At 48.4% G+C, this 20,698-nt stretch carries 15 protein-coding genes; all 15 read right to left on the bottom strand.

Annotated elements, in window-relative coordinates; translation table 11 throughout:
• Positions 1–12: 12 nt before the first annotated feature.
• A complete protein-coding gene (locus MHI48_RS03940; RefSeq protein ID WP_405143076.1) occupies positions 13–903 on the bottom strand; it encodes an alpha/beta fold hydrolase in 891 nt (296 codons plus the stop codon).
• A gap of 364 nt (positions 904–1,267) precedes the next feature.
• Complete coding sequence (locus MHI48_RS03935; protein ID WP_076329574.1) at positions 1,268–3,559, bottom strand: beta-glucosidase; 2,292 nt, start codon at positions 3,557–3,559, stop codon at positions 1,268–1,270.
• Between the two features lie 217 nt (positions 3,560–3,776).
• Positions 3,777–4,382, bottom strand: a complete 606-nt coding sequence (locus tag MHI48_RS03930; RefSeq protein ID WP_047840587.1) for an alpha/beta hydrolase — start codon at positions 4,380–4,382, stop codon at positions 3,777–3,779.
• A 14-nt stretch (positions 4,383–4,396) separates the two neighbouring features.
• Positions 4,397–5,347, bottom strand: coding sequence for a ring-cleaving dioxygenase (locus tag MHI48_RS03925; protein WP_036668391.1), 951 nt, complete (start codon positions 5,345–5,347; stop codon positions 4,397–4,399).
• Positions 5,348–5,745: 398 nt separating this feature from the next.
• The gene (locus MHI48_RS03920; protein ID WP_036606063.1) at positions 5,746–6,828 is read right to left on the bottom strand and encodes a hemolysin family protein; all 1,083 of its coding nucleotides are present in this window, start codon (positions 6,826–6,828) and stop codon (positions 5,746–5,748) included.
• Positions 6,829–7,112: 284 nt separating this feature from the next.
• Positions 7,113–8,450, bottom strand: a complete 1,338-nt coding sequence (locus MHI48_RS03915) for a hemolysin family protein (protein WP_100526316.1) — start codon at positions 8,448–8,450, stop codon at positions 7,113–7,115.
• Between the two features lie 719 nt (positions 8,451–9,169).
• A complete protein-coding gene (purD, locus tag MHI48_RS03910) occupies positions 9,170–10,435 on the bottom strand; it encodes a phosphoribosylamine--glycine ligase (protein ID WP_405143072.1) in 1,266 nt (421 codons plus the stop codon).
• Positions 10,436–10,563: 128 nt separating this feature from the next.
• Positions 10,564–12,111 (bottom strand): bifunctional phosphoribosylaminoimidazolecarboxamide formyltransferase/IMP cyclohydrolase, encoded by a 1,548-nt coding sequence (gene purH / locus MHI48_RS03905; protein WP_036606066.1) that lies wholly within the window; start codon positions 12,109–12,111, stop codon positions 10,564–10,566.
• Positions 12,112–12,405: 294 nt separating this feature from the next.
• Positions 12,406–13,023 carry a phosphoribosylglycinamide formyltransferase gene (gene purN / locus MHI48_RS03900; RefSeq protein ID WP_405143070.1) on the bottom strand — a complete coding sequence of 206 codons (618 nt, stop codon included), beginning with the start codon at positions 13,021–13,023 and terminating at the stop codon, positions 12,406–12,408.
• Positions 13,023–14,063, bottom strand: a complete 1,041-nt coding sequence (purM, locus tag MHI48_RS03895; protein ID WP_405143068.1) for a phosphoribosylformylglycinamidine cyclo-ligase — start codon at positions 14,061–14,063, stop codon at positions 13,023–13,025. Before purM ends, purN begins: the two co-directional genes overlap by 1 nt.
• Positions 14,064–14,580: 517 nt before the next feature.
• Positions 14,581–16,059 (bottom strand): amidophosphoribosyltransferase, encoded by a 1,479-nt coding sequence (purF, locus tag MHI48_RS03890; protein ID WP_036606069.1) that lies wholly within the window; start codon positions 16,057–16,059, stop codon positions 14,581–14,583.
• Positions 16,044–18,287, bottom strand: a complete 2,244-nt coding sequence (gene purL, locus MHI48_RS03885; protein ID WP_036668395.1) for a phosphoribosylformylglycinamidine synthase subunit PurL — start codon at positions 18,285–18,287, stop codon at positions 16,044–16,046. The genes purF and purL overlap by 16 nt, the downstream gene beginning before the upstream one ends.
• Positions 18,265–18,954, bottom strand: coding sequence for a phosphoribosylformylglycinamidine synthase subunit PurQ (gene purQ, locus MHI48_RS03880; RefSeq protein WP_036606071.1), 690 nt, complete (start codon positions 18,952–18,954; stop codon positions 18,265–18,267). Before purQ ends, purL begins: the two co-directional genes overlap by 23 nt.
• 4 nt (positions 18,955–18,958) lie before the next feature.
• Positions 18,959–19,204: a phosphoribosylformylglycinamidine synthase subunit PurS gene (gene purS, locus MHI48_RS03875; RefSeq protein ID WP_017690695.1), complete on the bottom strand. Its 246-nt coding sequence runs from the start codon at positions 19,202–19,204 to the stop codon at positions 18,959–18,961.
• 587 nt (positions 19,205–19,791) lie between these two features.
• Complete coding sequence (locus MHI48_RS03870; protein ID WP_340388949.1) at positions 19,792–20,664, bottom strand: phosphoribosylaminoimidazolesuccinocarboxamide synthase; 873 nt, start codon at positions 20,662–20,664, stop codon at positions 19,792–19,794.
• Positions 20,665–20,698: the final 34 nt, after the last annotated feature.

The following is a 20,698-nucleotide window of genomic DNA, read 5'->3' as shown; positions in this document are numbered from 1 at the left end:
CTTTGTATTGTATCACTTTTGTTCTGTTCTTGCGCCTGAGCTCACATCATTTATCATTCGTACAATTTCATCAATAATGACCTGAGGGTCTGTATACATAACCATATGTCCCGATTGATCGGCCCCAATCCATCTCGCATTGGATAGCTGGCTCACCGTCTGGCGATGCGCCGTGATGAGGGCAGGTCTGATTTTCCCCTCTCCCTTGCCCGGGTTCGTACCCGAGATCACGCTAACTTCCAGATTACCCAGAGCCGGAGGATGTTCCAGCAACGCTGCCATGTCATCCAGAAACGTTTTGCCTTCCGCAAGCATCGTGCTGGCTGCCCGTACAGTGAAATCCTCCTTGAGGTGATCCGCTGCCACATCGTCAGGCTGAACACTTCCAGCTTTGCTGCCAAGCATCTTATATAAGCCAGTTCGCGCCATGATTGGAATAATAAAACCATTGATGGCAAAGCTCTTTTTAGTAAGCTTGGAAAAATACATTTCGCAATGCTCGTCTGATGGATCTACCAGAATAATGCCACGTAATCGAGATAGATGTGCAGCTGCCGCAGCCCGTACAATCGGACCGCCCCAGCTATGTCCAACCAGAATGAATGGGCCCGGGCCCAGAGCTGTCAGCAGTTCTCCAAGATCCCCTGCAATGCGTTCAAGGCTGCGGGGAGCCGAGTCGACATCACTTCGTCCCGCCCCTGCCCTGTCATACACAACTGCACGTGCATGCTCAGCAATGGCTGGTGCAACCAGTCCCCAGTTTGATCTGGAGGCGCCCATACCGGACTCAAATACAACCGTCAGTTCTCCTGTTCCCCTGGACATATAATGTAGTTTGCGACCATCGCGGGTCTGAACAAACGCACTTGAACCAAATGTATGTAAGCTAGGGTTAGGATTCATATTCCCCTCCTGATTACGTGCATAATCATCTATCACCGAATCTAATTGAAAATGATTATCAATTACTTCATTATAGATTAATCCATCCTTTACGACAACCATGTTGCTTCAGCAAGTTACAGCAGCCCTGTCACCTCTGTCACGTTGCAAGGATCATCCTCCATACACCGTTCCTTTCCCCCTCCTTTTTCCTTATGCAAAAAGAAAACCCGATCCATGATCGGATCGGGTAACTGTCCTAGCCACTATGCGGCTGGCCCTCATGCACATTCTTATGGCTTCGTGCGCAGTTCCTGCACGTATCGCATAATCGTAATCGCTTAATCCAAGGATGGACGAATACTCGGTTTAAGAGCACAGCCCCTTATCCCCTAATACCATGATCCTTGTTGTTCAGCTGCTCCAGAAGTTCATTCATCGCTTCTTCCGTCATGGCCCCACCGCTAAACGCAACTAGTGCTCGCAGCGGCATATATTTCATCATCGCATCCATCATATCTGCATGATCCCCGGCATCATCACCGCCGAACCCACTGGCTTCCTGGAATTGTTGCAAAGCCTGGTCCAGTAGCTGTTTATGGGCCGGATCACGCTGGATATCACCCAATGTACTATTACGCGTATAGGTTGGAAGGAATGTCGCTGTAGACTCTACGTTCACACGTGTGTGCACATGAATGTCCCGTGAGGAACTGCCTACCTGAATCTCGAACTCTCCGGTCTCCACATGCCAGTCCTTCATATCTACGTTGTAATAGGCGAATGAACGTTTGTTTAGTGTGAAGCTCACCACTTTGGACTCTCCAGGTTCAAGGGCCACCTTCGCAAATCCTTTCAATTCTCTTACAGGACGAATAACTGTGCACTCTACATCGCTGACATACAACTGTACAATCTCCTTGCCTGCTCTGTCACCGGTATTGGTGACCCTTACTTGCACATTCACCTCATCCTGATCGGTCAATTCTGTGCGATCTACCTTCAGGTCAGCATATTCAAATGTCGTATAACTTAGTCCATAACCGAACGGAAACAGTGGCTCCAGCTCTTTTTTATCATAATAGCGGTAACCAACAAAGATGCCTTCCCGGTAATCAACTCGATCCCCTTCGCCCGGGAAATTCAAGTAGGATGGATTATGGCTGAGCTTGGCAGGGAACGTCTCCGCCAGTTTACCGGACGGATTCACCTCACCATACAGCAGATCAGCTATCGCTCCACCAACCGCCTGCCCGCCAAGATAAGCTTCAAGTACCGCCTGCACCTGCGGTAGCCATGGCATCTCCACTGGAGATCCGTTACTCAGCACCACAACCACACGTGATTGTACTTTTGCAATCTCTTCAATCAGACGAATATGATTGTCAGGCAGACGCAAATGGGCACGATCATACCCTTCGGATTCATAACGATCCGGCAATCCAACGAACACAACAGCGGTATCCGCTGACTGTGCTGCCTGAACAGCCTCATGCATCAATGTCTCATCCACATCATCCGCTTCAATCCGATAACCTGGGGCATACGAGAAGGTTACACTTTCGCCAGCCACCTGTGTCATCTCTTCCACAATATCATCCACTTTGGTCGGATTAATGTGGGAACTTCCCCCGCCCTGGAAGCGAGGTTTACGCGCAAATGCCCCGATTATCGCCACATCGCCTTCACGCCCAAGCGGCAGGATACCTTCTTCATTTTTCAGCAAAACCATACTCTCGGCTGCCACCTTACGCGCAAGTTGGTGATGCTCATACTTGTTATATGTAGCCCCATCTTGCTTTTGATCAACGGCATTAAAGATCAGCGTAAGCAGACGCTCCACCGCCCGATCCAGCTTGTCCAGCGGCAGTTGTCCGCTTTCTACGGCATCGATCACTTTACGCTCACCGATTCCACCACTTGTTGGCATCTCCAGTTCCAGTCCTGCTGCAAGGGCATCTGCACGTTCATTGACCGCACCCCAGTCTGATACCACAAGACCTTCGTGACCCCATTCGTCTTTCAGAATATCCGTAAGCAACCATTCATTCTCACCTGCATACGTACCGTTCACCTTATTATAAGAACACATCACCGTCCACGGCTGTCCATCCTTCACCGCACCTTCGAAGCTTGCCAGATAAATCTCGCGCAGCGTCCGTTCATCTACTACCGCATCAATCGACATACGCCGTTCTTCCTGATTATTAACTGCAAAGTGTTTGAGAGACGTACCCACACCCTGGCTCTGCACACCTTGAATATGACCGGTAGCCATCTGCGTAGATAACAACGGATCTTCGGAAAAGTATTCAAAGTTACGCCCGCCCAGCGGGGATCGTTTAATATTTACACCCGGTCCAAGCAGTACCGCTACATCCTCGGCCTGACATTCCTCTCCCAAAGCCACCCCGACCTGACGCGCCAGCTCCTTGTCCCATGAACTAGCCAATCCTGCCGCAGACGGGAAACAGGTTGCAGGCACACTCGACGTTAGCCCAAGATGATCCGCACTCCCATCCTGCTTGCGAAGCCCATGAGGTCCGTCCGTCACCATGATGGATGGAATGCCAAGACGCTCCACCCCTTTCAGATGCCAAAAGTCCAGGCCCGAGCACATACCCGCTTTTTCTTCCAGTGTCATCCGCTGTACCAGTTCCTTGATGTTACGTTCCACATTAACCCCTCCAGTTCATGATGTTGATACATAGCTATATCACTAAGCATACAAGGTTATCTACCACACATTCAAATGTTTACCCGGTTCGTAACGGTTACATAACACCAGTCAATCATTTCCTCTTCCTGACGATGATCAAAATAAAAAGGAAAAACAGCCCGATCTTCACGATCAGGCTGTCTCTATACGTTTCATAACCGTCTATCCACCCAATTTACGCCTGAGTCTTAAACCAAGCTGCCGCAGCTTCTGCCTCGGTACGAGTTAACTGATGACCCTGACGCTCCCAATGCGTGTTTACATCGGCACCTGCACCGCTGAGCAGCGAAGCAAGTTCCTCGGTTTCACGTCTTGGTACAATCGGATCGTTCTCGCCCGCACCAATGAACACAGGCAGACCTTTCAGATCCGGCAGTTCCAGTCCGCGCAGCGGTACCATTGGGTGATGCAAGATTGCACCTTTGAATACATCTGCTTGATGGAAGATCAAGCTTGCCGCAATGTTGGCACCGTTAGAGTAACCCAGTGCATACACGTTGGACCGATCGAAACCGTATTCCACCGCAGCTGCATCTACAAAAGATCCCAGCTCTGCCGTACGAGCAATCAGATCTTCTTCATCAAAAATACCTTCGGCCAGGCGGCGGAAGAAACGGGGCATCCCGTTCTCCGATACATTCCCCCGCACCCCAAGTATGCCAGCTCCTGGTGCGATCATCTCCGCCAGACCGATCAGATCATTCTCGGTTCCGCCTGTGCCATGAAGCAACAGGATTGTTGGCGCATCCGTCTGAGCACCTGCTTTATAGATATGTTTCATTGTATTGGTTGTGGTCATGATTTGGACTCTCCTTTCCATTCACGTACTTCAATTCGTGGCAACAATTGTTCAATCTGCTCACGCTGTGGTTCATACCATTCAGGCAACATCAGTTTCTCACCCATGCTCTCTGCTGGTTCATCCCGTGCAAATCCCGGAGGATCTGTAGCCAGTTCGAACAGTATACCACCCGGCTCCCGGAAATACACAGCGTTGAAGTATTGACGGTCAATGACTGGCGTTGGATGATATCCGGATTGTTCAAGATCCTGCTGAATTTGTTCATGTTCCACGTAATCTTTGGCACGCCATGCAATATGGTGAACCGTTCCGGCTCCACCAATCCCGCGTTGGATACCTGTGGACTGAATATCGATGATCTGACCAATATCGCCGCTTGCCTGAAGACGAAGAAGTCCGTTCTCTTCACCTACTTGCTCCAGACCCAGTTTGCTCACCAAGACGTCCATGGTTTTCTCAGGAACGTGGCTGAACAATACGGCTCCGCCAAATCCTTTGATGGCATGCTCCGGTGTCACACCGTTGAAACTCCAGTTGCTTGGCTGACCACCTTCACGCTCAACCAGTTCAAGCAACAGACCGCCTTTGTCGAAGAAACGAATGTACTGCTCACCAAATCTGGTTTTATTTTCATATGGAATATCGAAGGAAGCAAGACGTTCTTTCCAGAAAGGCAGGCTTCCTACAGGAACCGCATATACGGTAACTCCAGTCTGACCTGACCCAATGACACCTCTTCTTGAATTCTGCTGTGGGAAAAAGGTAATGATTGTGCCCGGTGCACCCTGCTCATTCCCGTAATACAAGTGATACACGTCCGGTGCATCAAAGTTTATTGTTTTTTTCACCAGTCTGAGCGCCAACACAGCTGCATAAAAATCAACGTTTTTCTGCGCATCGTCAACAAAAGCTGTAATATGATGAATTCCTGAAGTTCTGAACATAATCTCCACTCCCTTGGTTTATTTACACAGACACTACGATGACAGAATAACCTTCCAATCGCTGTTATCCCCAGATTTTTTTGATTTCTTTTCCTAAGGGAAAATCCGGGGATAAAGGCGAACGCTTCGCTTTTTCAGGTTTTTTCTGTCCTCTTCGTTACGTGTAAGTTATTAGTTCGACTTATTTTGCTTCTTTTATTTATTGCTTTTTGTTATTTATCTTTAAGTTAAGATTCTTTAAATTTATATTAATCCATTGGACCACATTATGCAAGCTTTTATTTTAAAATTAAGATTTATTACAAAAAGCAGGCCCCGATCACTCCGGGAACCTGCTTAGCGTATAACGATTGATTAGGTTGCTTCGTATTCCTGTATTACTTTTCCATTACTGCTTCTTAAACCAGTTTCATTCTTTTTGGTGGATTCACCAAATCTTTATGCTCGTATTCATCCTTGATATCTCCGACAATCTCTTCAAGGATATCCTCCATCGTAACCATACCTACCGTAGCACCTGCCTCGTTTTTCACGGTTGCAATGTGTACACGGCTTTGTTGCATCTGGATCAGTACATCCTTGATTGGAGAACGCTCGGAGAAACTCGGCGTATTGTGAACAAATGTCTCCATATTGAAATCTCTACCCGCAGCCACACTCGTCAGCATTTCTTTTGTATTAATAAAGCCAACAAAATGAGCCTGATCCCCATTTGCAATAACAGGGTATCGCGTGTATTCATGTCGATTTAGCGTCTCAATGATCTGATCAATCGGCATTTCCTTATTCAGAGTAACAATTTTATCTCGTGGAATCATAATCTCCTGAAGCAGACGCTCATCAAAAGCAAAAATGTTTTTGAGATAGTCCAGCTCCGTCTGGTTGATCTCGCCACTCTCGTAGCTCTGTGCCATAATCAGCTTCAGCTCTTCTTCGGAGTGAACGGTATCATGCCCGGCAGGTTTTACACCAAATATGCCAAGCAACAGACGAGCAGCTCCATTTAGCGCGTAGATGAATGGATTCATGATTTTACCGAACCAGTACAGTGGTGGTGCCAGCAACAGCGTCATTCTCTCTGCAAACTGAATCGCCAGGGTTTTCGGTGCCAATTCACCAATAACCACGTGCAGGAACGTAATGATCGCCAGAGCGATACCGTAGGAAAGTACGGTAGATAAAGCCGCCGGCACTTCCATTCGTTCAAAGAGCGGATGCAGCATTTTCTCAACAGTAGGTTCACCCAAGGCTCCCAATACCAGCGCCGTGATGGTAATCCCCAATTGACACGCCGACAGATAATAATCCAGGTTGTGAGCCACTTTTTTGGCCAGTACTGCCTTTTTGTTCCCTTCCGAGATCAATTGATCGATTCGGGACATCCGTACTTTAAGAATTGCAAATTCGGCTCCAACGAAAAAGGCTGTCAGACCTATAAATACGGCTACTAAAAATAAATTCAAGGCTATTATTCCGTCCAATGATTTCCCTCAGGTTGAGGGATTCACCTCCATTAAAATTTAAAATAAGGTTGCACGAGTGACGTTCCGGTGATGGATCGTTCTTCCGATCGCCATTGCCTCCAAATTTTCCTGATTGTTGTTTTCAAAGGTTTAAAATTGGTTTGCAAACGCGAACGCTACGCTTCTTCAGAATCGATTCCGTCCCCTACACTGTTACGTTGCCAAAACGTTTTGAATTCTGAGGGCAGAAGCCAAATAGACAGTCAAACCCTAGATTACAGTCATGATCGAACCAACCAAGATCAAGCCAGGTCGCTAGTAGCTTCCTCAACCTGTGCGCCGCTCACTCGTTCCAGAAGAACTTGTTTGATGTGATAGTTTTCGGTATCCACAACGGTCCAGACATAATCACCGTGTTCTACCGTGTCTCCTTTCTCCACACCTACACCCTTCTGGTATTGAATCCATCCAGCAACGGTATCCATCTCTTCATTACCTTCAAAGCTAAGTCCGAACTGTCGCTCCACTTCATCCAAAAGTACCCGACCATTAATGAGATATTGATTCTCTCCGGTTTCCTGGATATCAGCCACCTCATCGGCATCGAATTCATCGCGAATCTCACCGACAAGTTCCTCCAGAATATCCTCCATTGTAATGATACCCGAGGTACCCCCATATTCATCCACGACCACGGCCATGTGTACACGTTCCTGCTGCATTTTAATCATCGCATCCTGGATACTTGTAACTTCGGAAACAAATGGGATCTCACGAACGAACTCACTTAGTTGATATGTTCTTGCGGCTACCATGTCAGGCAAAATCTTTTTCACATTCACAACGCCGATAATGCGGTCCTTGTCCCCATCCTCGATGACAGGGTAACGTGAGTAGTTATGTTCATCCAATATAGGAATAATATCGTCATAGGTCATATCCTGATCTAATGTCACCAGTTCCGTACGTGGTACCATGATGTCTTTGGCATCACGTTCGTCGAACACAAATACATTTTCCAGATATGAAAGCTTGGTCTTGTTGTTCTCGTCACCTTCATAACTCTGGTTCATGATGATTTTGATCTCGTCCTCCGAGTAGGCTTGATCATGTTTGGCAGGCTTCACACCGAATCCGCGCAGAAGAACACGTGATGTTCCATTAAGCGCCCAGATGAACGGATACATGATTTTACCAAACCAGTATAGCGATGGGGCGAGCATTAATGTCAGTTTTTCTGAAAATTGAATCGCCAACGTTTTCGGTGCCATCTCACCAACTACCACGTGCAAGAACGTGACGAGGATAAAGGCGATCGCATAGGAAGCAATCGACGAGATTGAAGCAGGTACATCTAAATAATTGAATACCGGATATAACAATCTCTCAACCGTCGGTTTTCCGAGCGCTCCCAGTCCCAGTGCAGTGACCGTAATACCGAGCTGACAGGCTGACAGATAATAATCCAGGTCCGAGACAACTTTTTTGGCGAGTACAGCCTTTTTATTGCCCTCCGCGACCAGTTGATCCACTCTTGATGTACGAATTTTGACTACAGCAAATTCCGATGCTACGAAAAATGCAGTCAATGCAATCAAGATAATAAGTAAAACGATATTCAATATGGTAATTATGTCCAATGATTTCCCCGGTTCTCAGGGATTCACCTCCAGAGATAGTTACAGCGTGATCCGTTAACTGTGTTAACCATTCATCAACTGTTAGTCTTTCAACACGACGTCTGCCTTATATAAAATTGATTTCAATGATATCTTTTGTATAAGTCTTACGTTTGACCTTGTAAAATTACAAAACAGGAATTCAAGATGAAGTCAATGACTTGCAGAAACTTCTTCATTCAAATCGGGTTACCCCTCATGCTGTCAATTGTTCCTCGCTTAACTCCACCTAGATTCGCCATTTGGACAATTTACAATATCGCCTACCCAATAGATATCCACCTCCCCTCGTACTCATTCCTGTTTCCGAAAAGTATACCATGTTTCCCGCTCAACCATCCAGTTGCACGTTATGGTTTGCCACAAGCTTACAGTTTAATGTTCTCAAATTAGTCTCTATGTATGTTACGTACTTTATATAATATGATTGATATTACCTCATAATGTGATATTGTTCACATGTTTAGTATAGTTCAATTTATAAAAATACTACCCCTTACTTTAGGGCATTAAACATGCCGGATCTCCCTGATTTAATCCCGTTTTGAATCTTCCCCATATTCTTTCCCGTATAAAACAAGTCCGGCCGTATGCACAAGATACATCTATATACGTAGCAAAGAGCCCGCAAGATGCAAATACCTTTCCGGTATACATCTTTACGGGCTCTTATATTCATTCTATACGAGTGCTTTGGCAGCAATATCCGTTCGCTGATGTTTACCATCAAAATGGATACGCTCCACCTGTTCATAAGCTTTGTTTCTAGCTTCGGCAATATCCGCACCAAGGCCAACTACACCCAGGATCCGTCCACCATTCGTAACCCAGTCTCCTGCTTCACTACGTGCTGTACCTGCGTGGAATACCACGGCATCTTGCACTTGATCCAGTCCTTCTATGACTACACCTTTGGCATAAGGACCCGGATAACCTCCTGAAGCAAGCACCACACATACTGCGGCTTCATCACTCCATTCAATCTCAATATCAGCCAGCTTGCCATGAACGGTTGCCCAGAAGATATCAAACAAGTCGCTTTTCAGACGTGGCAATACAACCTGTGTTTCCGGATCACCAAAACGTGCGTTGAACTCAATCGTTTTGGGTTTGCCATCTGGTGAAATCATCAGCCCGGCAAACAATACACCCTGGAATGGGCGTCCCTCGGAAACCATCGCTTTGGCAGTTGGTTTGATGATCGTCTCCACGGCTTCCTCAATAATAGAAACAGGGATATGTGGCAAAGGTGAGTATGTACCCATACCGCCTGTGTTTGGCCCTTGGTCATTGTCGAATACAGGTTTGTGATCCTGTGCCGCCGCCATCGGGCGAACCGTCTCCCCATCAACAAATGCCAGAATGGACATTTCCTGCCCTGCGAGGAATTCCTCGATAATTACTTTGGCTCCTGCTTCACCAAATACTTTGTCCACCATGATACTGCGAAGTGCCTGATCAGCCTCTTCACGCGAATAAGCTACGGTCACACCTTTGCCCGCTGCAAGTCCATCTGCCTTGATGACAACCGGAATTGCTTGCTCATTCAGGTATGCTTGAGCTTGTTCGTAATTGTCGAATTTCTCATAGGCTGCAGTTGGAATGTTGTATTTGTGCAGCAGGTCCTTCATGAACGTTTTACTTCCTTCGATCTCTGCTGCATTACGACGAGGTCCGAATACCGGAATACCTGTCGAATCAAATGCATCCACGATTCCATCCGCCAACGGATCATCCGGACCAATAACCACTAATCCCACTTTAAGCTCTACAGCAAGAGCCGTTAGTTTATCGAATTCATTTACCGCAATGGCATGACACTCAGCCAGCTGAGCAATGCCTGCATTTCCCGGTGCACAGTGAATCTTGTCTACCTTTGGACTCTTCGCCAGTGCCCAGATGATTGCATGTTCCCGGCCACCGCCGCCTACTACCAGAATATCCATTCGCTCTGTTCCCCTCCGTGCATAACTGAATTTGTTACGCTATTGCGTGTTGAAAAAACTAAAAAATAGGGGGTGTACCATAAGTCATTAGCATGACAGGCGACACCCCTTATTAAACCTTTTTCGTTCTAGTGTTTGAAGTGACGAACGCCTGTGAAGACCATGGCAATTCCGTATTCATTCGCTACTTTGATGGATTCTTCATCTTTGATCGAACCACCCGGTTGAATTACCGCTGTAATTCCGGCTTTTGCTGCCAGTTCCAGCGTATCACCCATTGGGAAGAACGCATCAGATGCCAGAATAGCACCTTTTGCTTGCTCGCCCGCTTGTTCAATCGCAATTTTGGCTGCACCCACACGATTCATTTGTCCAGCGCCCACACCCACCGTCATGTCATTCGCAGCAAGTACAATCGCGTTGGATTTCACGTGTTTAACTACTTTCCAGCCAAACAACAGCTGTTTCAATTCTTCTTCCGATGGCGCCCGATCGGTTACCACGTTCAGCTCGCTCGCTTCGATGGAGTGTACATCGGACTGTTGCACGATCATACCACCGTCGATGGACGTTACCACGAATTGGCTCTCCCGTTTACGAGCAGCATTCAGTTCACCCGTTTTGAGCAAACGAATGTTTTTCTTCTTCGTCAGGATATCGAGAGCTTCTTGCGTAAAGTCAGGAGCAAGTACGATCTCCAGGAAAATCTCGCTTAATTTGCCTGCTGTATCGCTGTCGATAATGCGGTTCGCTGCCACAATGCCACCAAAGATAGACGTTGGATCTGCAGCATATGCTTTGCCGTAAGCTTCATAGATACTTGCGCCAATACCTACGCCACATGGGTTCATATGTTTAACCGCAACAACGGCTGGTTCTTCAAACTCTTTGACAATCTGCAATGCTGCGTTAGCATCGTTGATGTTATTATAAGACAACTCTTTGCCATGCAATTGCTCTGCTGTTGTCAACGTATCTTGAGCAGCCAGCGGTTTGCGGTAGAATGCCGCCTGCTGGTGTGGATTTTCGCCATAACGCAAATCCTGGAGTTTTTCGTAAGTAACCGTCAGACGCTCTGGCAGTGGATCGCCATTTACGTTGGACAGGTAGTCGGAGATGAGTGCATCGTAAGCCGCCGTATGACGGAACACTTTTGCCGCAAGCCGTTTGCGAGTTTCGAGAGTGGTATCTCCATCGTTGCGCACTTCCTCCAACACTTGGCTGTAATCAGATGCGTCTACAACGACACTGACAAAGGCATGGTTTTTGGCTGCCGAGCGAAGCATCGTTGGACCGCCAATATCGATGTTCTCGATGGCATCTTCGTATGCTACGTCCGGTTTTGCAATAGTCTCTTGGAATGGATACAGGTTCACGACAACCAGATCGATATAGCCGAGACCGAGTTCTTCCATCTGGCGTGTGTGCTCTTCGTTATCACGCACAGCCAACAACCCACTATGAACTGCCGGATGCAATGTTTTGACACGTCCGTCCATGATTTCCGGGAATCCGGTCACATCCGAAATTCCGATGACAGGTACGCCTTCCTTCGACAACAGGCTGCTTGTACCTCCTGTCGAAATAATCTCCACACCCATTTGCGACAGCTCGCGGCAAAAGTCCACGATGCCCGTTTTATCCGATACGCTAACCAGCGCTCTTTTGATACTCACAATATGCTCCTCCTTTAATGTCCCATGGCTTCGCGTTTCCTGACGAAACACAGCCGATTTATTTCCCGAGAAATATCACAAAATGCGTACCAATATTCGACTTCTGTTATATAAGTGGAACTAAGATGTTTACACGGGACACTCCGATGACAGAACAACCTTCTAATCGCTGTTATCCCCAGATTTTTTGATTCCCTTTTCTTAAAGGGAAAATCCGGTGATAAAGGCGAACGCTTCGCTTTTTTAGGTTTTTTCTGTCCTCTCCGTTAATGTGTAAAAAAATTTCAACTTATATTAAACCGGTTTGATAACAGTAACATGACGTCCGTCTAATTGAACCAGACCTTGAGCGAACCAGGATACCACTTCAGGGTATAACTGCTGTTCGGCTGCATGGATGGAACGGCTGACTGACTCAAGTGTATCCTCTGGCAAAATGGGAACGGGATGCTGGGCAATAATCGGCCCTGTATCCATGCCACCGTCCACAAAGTGCACCGTCACGCCTGTAACTTTCACGCCATATTCGAGAGCCTGTCCAATCGCATCCTTGCCTGCAAATGCTGGTAGCAAGGAGGGATGAATATTAATCAACCGCCCTGCGTAACGATCCACTACAACGGAAGTCAGCAATCTCATATATCCAGCAAGAACGACCAAGTCGATCTTTTTGGATTCAAGCACTTCCACGATCTCTGCCTCATAGGCTTCACGGGAAGCATAATTTTTCGGAGTAAACAGATGACATTCCACGCCTGCGTCCTGTGCCCGCTGCACAACACGTGCAGCCGGTTTATCACACACGAGCAGATCTACGGATGCATCCAGCCCACCGTTTCGTACTGCATCTACCAATGACTGAAAGTTAGACCCTTCACCCGAGGCAAATACAGCTATTCGGTAGTTCGCCATTAAACATCCGCTCCCGTGAAGGTTACTCGCGCATCTCCTTCAGTAACACGGCCAATGATGTACGCCTCTTCACCAGATGCTTTCAATTGTTGCAGTGCTTCCGTTGCATCTGCTTCATTAACGACCAGTACAAGCCCAACACCCATGTTAAATGTGGTGAACATGTCACGGTTCGAGACAGCACCCTTTTCCTGTAACAGGTTGAAGATTGGCAGGATCGGCCAAGATCCGTAGTCAATATCCACGTTCACGTTGCTAGGCAACATACGTGGGATATTCTCGATGAAACCACCACCTGTAATGTGAGCCATGCCTTTTACTTTTATCTTTTCCAGCAGGGACAACAGGGGTTTAACATAGATCTTTGTAGGTTCCAGCAGGGAATCACCCAGCTTACCGCCCAGTTCCGCTACTTCATCATGCAGATCAAGACCCGCATCTTCCAACAAAAGTCTGCGTACCAGCGAGAATCCGTTACTATGCACACCGCTGGAAGCAAGTCCAATCACTGTGTCGCCAGGGGCGATGGTTGTACCATTGATGATCTTCGCTTTGTCCACGATCCCCACCGTGAATCCGGCAATATCGTATTCGCCTTCACTGTACATGCCCGGCATCTCCGCAGTCTCGCCACCGATCAGCGCACAACCAGATTGATGACAGCCTTCAGCGATACCCGCAACAATAGCTTCGATCTTCTCAGGAATGACTTTGTCACATGCCAGATAGTCAAGGAAGAAGAGTGGTTCTGCACCCTGTACCACAATGTCGTTCACACACATCGCTACCGCGTCGATTCCGATGGTATCGTGACGGTCCATGGCAAATGCAATTTTGAGCTTGGTGCCTACGCCATCCGTACCAGATACAAGCACTGGCTCATCGTATTTATCTTTGTTCAAACCGAACAGGGCACCGAATCCACCCAGATCTGTCATCACTTCCGGACGGAAGGTACGCTTCACGTGTTTTTTCATCCGTTCAACCGCTTCATTACCTGCCGCGATATCAACGCCGGCCTTTTTATATGCTTCGGACAAGTGGAATCATCTCCTTTTTTTTCGCCCCACCTAAATCCTCCCGCCCGGGAGGACCCCATAGGACCTTGGCAGGCCCTCTGGACACCCGCCAAAAAAGCGGTGCAGAGGTGGCTGGTGTGATCTTGCTATGGTTGATTCGTACGTGATCTCGCGGGGTTGTTCGCCGATTCCGTTGGCTGCAAGCCATCGGTCGGCGAACCCCGCTCAGCTACGCTGCGGGGCAAGCCCGCTGGGCAGCTGCTTCGCTCGGCTGCCTGGCCCCTATTGCTCCGCAAAGCGGGGCTTAAGGGCGCGGGCCAGGCCCGGTGGCAGCTGCTTCGCCTGGCTGCCCTGGCCCCTGTTGCTCCGCAAGGCGGGGCTTGAGGGCTCGGGCTAGGCCCGGGGGCAGCTGCTTCGCCTGGCTGCCTGAGCCCCTGTTGCTCCGCAAGGCGGGGCTAAAGGGCGCGGGCTAGGCCCGGGGGCAGCTGCTTCGCCTGGCTGCCTAGCCCCTGTCGCTCCGCAAAGCGGGGCTATAAGGCTAACAGCTGCAGCCGAATTTTTCCTCGCCGCCAAAATCGAGGCGGGTTGGGTAATCATGATCAAAACATGCGAGACATAGTCCGCCTTTAGGATCATCCTGATTATCTCCCTGAATCGATGCAATCAGTCCATCGGGACTGAGGAACTCCAGGGAGTCCGCATTAATTTCACGGCAGATTTCTTCCACCGACAACTGTGAAGCAATTAATTCACGGCTGTCAGGCGTATCAATACCGTAGAAACACGGGTTTTTGAAAGGTGGTGATGTAATGCGCACATGAACCTCGGTAGCTCCTGCATCACGCAGCATGTTCACGATCCGGCGGGAGGTTGTTCCCCGTACGATAGAGTCATCAATCATGACCACACGTTTGCCTTCCACAACGCGACGCACAGCGCTCAGCTTCATCTTCACGCCCTGCTCCCGCAGTTCCTGGCTTGGCTGGATAAACGTACGTCCGGTGTATTTGTTCTTGATCATACCCATCTCATACGGAATACCTGTCTGTTCAGCGTATCCAATGGCCGCCGAGATGCTGGAATCTGGTACCCCCGTAACCAAGTCCGCATCCACAAACGACTCAATCGCCATCCGGCTTCCCATCCGTTTACGGGCCGCATGCTGGTTCGTACCATTCATATCACTATCCGGACGAGCAAAATAAATATATTCCATCGCGCATAATGCCTTGCGGTGTTTGTGATGATCAAAGCGATCCTCGTGTAGACCATCTGCATCCAACACAAGCAGTTCACCCGGTTCAATGTCACGGATTAACTCTGCGCCAATTGTTTCCAGTGCACACGTCTCAGACGCAAACAGATATGCATCTCCCAGCTTACCCATCGTCAATGGACGAAGTCCGTGCGGATCGGAAGCAACCAGCAACTTGTCGTTGGTCATGATCAGAAATGCATAACCACCCACAATCCGCTGGAACGCCTCTTTTGCAGCTTCGACAAGCCCTTTGGAGGATCGTGCAATCAGATGTGCAATAACCTCGGTATCACTCGTTGTTTGGAAGATGGAACCACTCTGCTCCAGCTCACGCCGGATCGTTGGTGCATTTACAATGTTTCCGTTGGTTGCTACTGCCAGATCACCATCACGGTATTTGAATACCAATGGCTGTGCGTTCGTCAGTTTACTGTCACCACTTGTTGAATAACGGACATGTCCAATGGAAATATCCCCGGTCAACGTCTGCATCAGGTCTTTGGTGAACACTTCTTTCACCAGACCCATGCCACGATGATAGTTAAACTGGCTGCCATCACTCACACACATGCCTGCACTTTCTTCGCCCCGATGTTGCAGCGCATGCAGTCCATAATAGGAGAGCGAAGCCGCGTCAGGGTGTCTGAACACCCCGAACACGCCGCATTCTTCCTTCAATTTGTCGAGTCCTTCCTTGCCGGACCCTTCATTATAATAATCGCCTGTCCACAACGGTCCTGTCGTCAGTTCATGAGACATGGAATCGCATCCTCCCAGACCTGAGCCAAACCTCCTACAGGTTCGCTCACGGCTGATGTTCCGTTCAATTCAATCGTCAGGTTACTTCCTTCTACACGTCCAATCACAGCTACAGGTACACCGCGCTCACGTACAAATGCTTCGAGTTTACCCGCTTGCTCAGGCGTAGCCGACAACAAGATACGGGATTGGCTCTCACTGAACAGAGCGTGATCTGCACGCAGTGCAGTCTCTACATTCACCTGTGCTCCTACGTTACCGCTGATACAAGACTCAGCGAGTGCAACAGCCAAGCCGCCTTCAGACAAGTCATGTGCCGAACGAACAAGACCGGATTGAATCGCTTCCAGCACCGTGCTGAGCAGCGCTTTTTCCGTTTGCAAGTTCAGTTCTGGTGGACGACCTTCTGTCTGACCATGAACCGCGTATTGCAGCTCGCTGCCACCCAGTTCAGCTTTTGTTTCACCGAGGAGGATGATAACATCACCTTCGGACTTGAATGCTTGTGTCGTGATATGATCCGTATCATGAACGAGACCTACCATACCGACAACTGGCGTTGGATAGATAGAGCCTTTGGCGTTTTCGTTATACAGACTTACGTTACCACCGATGACCGGCGTATCCAGCACACGGCAAGCTTCCGCCATACCGTCTACCGCCTTCTCCATTTGCCAGAAAATATCCGGCTTCTCCGGGTTACCGAAGTTCAAGTTGTCCGTAATTGCCAGCGGCTCTGCACCGGAACATACAATGTTACGCGCTGCTTCACTTACGGCAATCCGTCCACCAACTTCAGGATCAAGGTACACATAACGTCCATTACAGTCCGTTGTCATCGCGAGACCTTTGCGTGTGCCACGAATCGTAACTACGGCTGCATCCGAACCCGGACGAACGGCAGTGCTTGTACGCACCATATAGTCGTATTGATCATAAATCCATTTTTTACTTGCTACTGTTGGTGATGCCAGCACTTGTTTCAATGCTCCGCCGAGATCCGACACTTCGTCATAACGAAGCGTGTCGATGGAAGCACTTTGCTCGTAGTAGGCAGGTACAGAAGAAGGTTTGTCATACACTGGACATTCGTCAACCAAAGCCGTTACCGGCATATCTCCGACCACTTCGCCGTGGTGGATCAATTTCAGACGACCATCATCCGTTACTTTACCAACTTTGGCACAGATTACGCCCCAACGTTCAAAGATCTCCATCGCCTGCGCCTCATCCTTCGGCTCAACGACGAACAACATCCGTTCTTGGGACTCGGACAACATCATCTCGTAAGGCGTCATGCCTTCTTCACGCTGTGGTACCTGATCCAGATACAGTTCCAGACCGTTACCCGCTTTACTTGCCATCTCTGCACTCGAACATGTCAGACCAGCGGCACCCATATCTTGAATTCCCAGCACGATTCCCGTGTCGATCAATTCCAGACAAGATTCCATCACCAGTTTCTCCATAAACGGGTCACCGACCTGAACGGCTGTCCGTTGGGACTCGGATTCTTCCGTCAATTCAACCGATGCAAAGGTTGCTCCATGAATTCCATCACGGCCTGTTGGCGGACCAACATAATACACAGGGTTACCTACACCTTTAGCTACGCCGCGCTGAATCTTGTCATGATCAATCAGACCCACACACATGGCGTTAACCAGTGGATTGCCTTCATAGCTCTCATCAAACATCACTTCGCCACCAACGGTAGGAATACCGATACAGTTACCGTATCCAGCAATACCCGCTACCACATGTTCGAACAAATATTTAACGCGATCGCTCTCCAGCTTACCGAAACGAAGGGAGTTCAGTATGGCTACCGGTCTTGCACCCATGGAGAAAATATCACGGATAATGCCGCCCACACCTGTTGCGGCACCTTGATAAGGCTCAACTGCGGAAGGATGGTTATGGCTTTCAATTTTGAATACAACGGCCTGGTTATCACCGATATCCACGATACCGGCACCTTCACCAGGTCCCATCAGGACACGTGGTCCAGTGGTTGGGAAACGGCGCAGTAATGGCTTGGAGTTTTTATAAGCACAGTGCTCGGACCACATTACACTGAACACACCAATTTCCGTGTAGTTTGGCTTGCGCCCCATGAACTCACAGATCAGCTCATACTCGCTGTCAGATACGCCCATTTGTGCGTAAAGTTTATGTTCTGCGACCTGTTCTGCTGTTGGTTCCTTAGCGGATAGCTGCTGCGTCATGCCGATCCCTCCATGCTTTCAAAATAGATGTAAACATACGTTTGCCGTCTTCCGAACCAAACAGTGAATCCACTGCACGCTCTGGATGCGGCATCATGCCGACCACGTTTCCAGCCTCGTTACAGACTCCTGCAATATCACCCAGGGAACCGTTCGGGTTGGTCCCGTACGTAAATACGATCTGGTTGTTCGCTTGCAGACTCGCGAGCGTCTCCTCGTCGCAATAATAGTTTCCTTCACCGTGAGCAATCGGGATGATAATCTCTTCGCCCGGTGCATAATCACGTGTAAATGGTGTATCTGCGTTTGCCACTTTCAATACCGTATCGTGACAACGGAATTTCAGGGAAGTGTTACGGATCAATGCACCTGGAAGCAATCCCGCTTCCGTCAGGATCTGGAATCCGTTGCAAATACCAAGAATATATTTACCTTGTTCAGCAGCCTTCGCTACCTCGTTCATTACCGGTGCAAAGCGGGAAATCGCTCCGCAACGCAAGTAGTCACCATAAGAGAAACCACCCGGAACTAAAATACAATCATAAGCCGATAGATCTGTAGCCGTGTGCCATACATAATCAACCTCTTGCCCAATGGCATCTTCCACTGCCTTATAACAGTCGATGTCGCAGTTGGAGCCAGGGAACACAAGAACTGCAAATTTCATGAGATTAACCCTCCAATTCGTAGCGGTAATCTTCAACAACGGTGTTGGCCAGCAACTTTTCACACATGACTTTCAATCGTTTCTCCGCTTCCGCACGATCTGTTGTATCCAGGTTCAATTCCATGACTTTACCGATCCGTACACTTTCCACTTCGTTGAATCCCATAGAATGCAGGGCTCCTTGAACAGCTACGCCTTGCGGGTCGAGTACGCTTTGCTTAATAGTGACATATACGGTTGCTTTGATCATGATCCTTATGTTCCTCCTCAGTAATGAACGGGATAAATGCTTTACGCTGTTAAAAAAGTTACTTTTGGTGCTTGCTCCGGGGCGGATTGTTCTTTCCGGTCGCTTGTTGTCCCCAGGTTTTTTGGATTGTTTTGGCCCGCTGTGCGGTCAAAACCCGGGGACAAAGGCGAACGCTATCGCTCCTTTAAGAACAATTCCGCCCCTCCGCTAGTCCATGCGACGTTTTTTAAAGGCATAAACCTTTTACGTTGCACGGTGTTTAATGGTCTAGCCTGACCATTCCTTCAAAACAGTGAATGGTGAATGGTCTTTAAGTTACTTTAGTAATTAGTGAATTTAATTCTCGTAATCTCTTCAGGCTTCCCCTACCTGTGGGAAGCCACCGCTCTTAATTGCCTCACCCACCAGTTTGAACACTGGCGGAGGGAAAGATTTGAGCTAGAGAAACGAAGTGCTCGCCTTTGCAAGCGGAATGTTTCCTTTTGAAAAAAGGATTCCAATCAAAACATTCCGGGGGCAACAGCGATCGAAAGCCAAACTTTCTCGTAGCCCGCTCAAACGTTAGTCTCCTCAAACGTTAAACTTTATTATCTCGTTAAACGGTTATAAATATCGACGTACCTTGCGGTTGTTGTCTCTACTACCTCTTGTGGGAGTGGATCAGGTTTGCTGTTCTTGTCCCAATCGGTTCCGGCGAGATAGGTGCGCACTGGCTCTTTATCCATACTGTCGATCTCGATGTCGAGTTCATAATTCTCTTTGGCCCAGAAACGTGAAGCATCTGGGGTGAAGATTTCGTCAATCAGGATGACCTTGCCATCCACGATGCCGAACTCGAATTTGCAATCTGCCAGAATGATGCCACGCTGATCACAGTAATCACGGGCGAATTCGTACAGGCGCAAGCTTTTTTCCTGAAGCTCAACTGCGAGTGCGTCTCCCACCAGTTCTTTCATGCGATCCATTGGGATGTCCTCATCGTGACCAACATCGTTTTTGGCTGCCGGTGTGAAAATAGGAACTTCGAGCTTGGCGTTTTTGCGAAGTCCATCAGGCAGTTTAATGCCATTCACTTCACCACTCGTCTCGTATTGTCTCCATCCCCCACCCGTGATGTATCCACGCACGACACATTCAATATCAATGCGTTCTGCTTTGCGGGTTACCATGATGCGGTCTTTGAGCAATTCAGGGTCTGTGATGAGATCACCCAGTTGATTCACATCGGTATGAACGACGTGATTCTCCATCATGTCACCCGTCAGTTCGAACCAAAAGCTGCTGAGTTTATTCAGTACGTTTCCTTTCTCGGGAACCGCCGGGTCCAGCACGTAATCAAATGCCGATATACGGTCCGTAACCACGATCAGAAAATGTTCACCCAGATCGTATAATTCACGTACTTTTCCTTTATATAACAGAGGTGCTTTAACGAGATCTGCCGCAGTGGACAGTGCCATGGGCTCACCTTCTTTCAGGAGATGTAAAGTATAC

The sequence above is a fragment of the Paenibacillus sp. FSL H7-0942 genome (assembly GCF_045040715.1).
In the GTDB taxonomy this organism is placed as follows: domain Bacteria; phylum Bacillota; class Bacilli; order Paenibacillales; family Paenibacillaceae; genus Paenibacillus; species Paenibacillus amylolyticus.
This window is presented reverse-complemented; position numbering and strand designations above follow the sequence as displayed.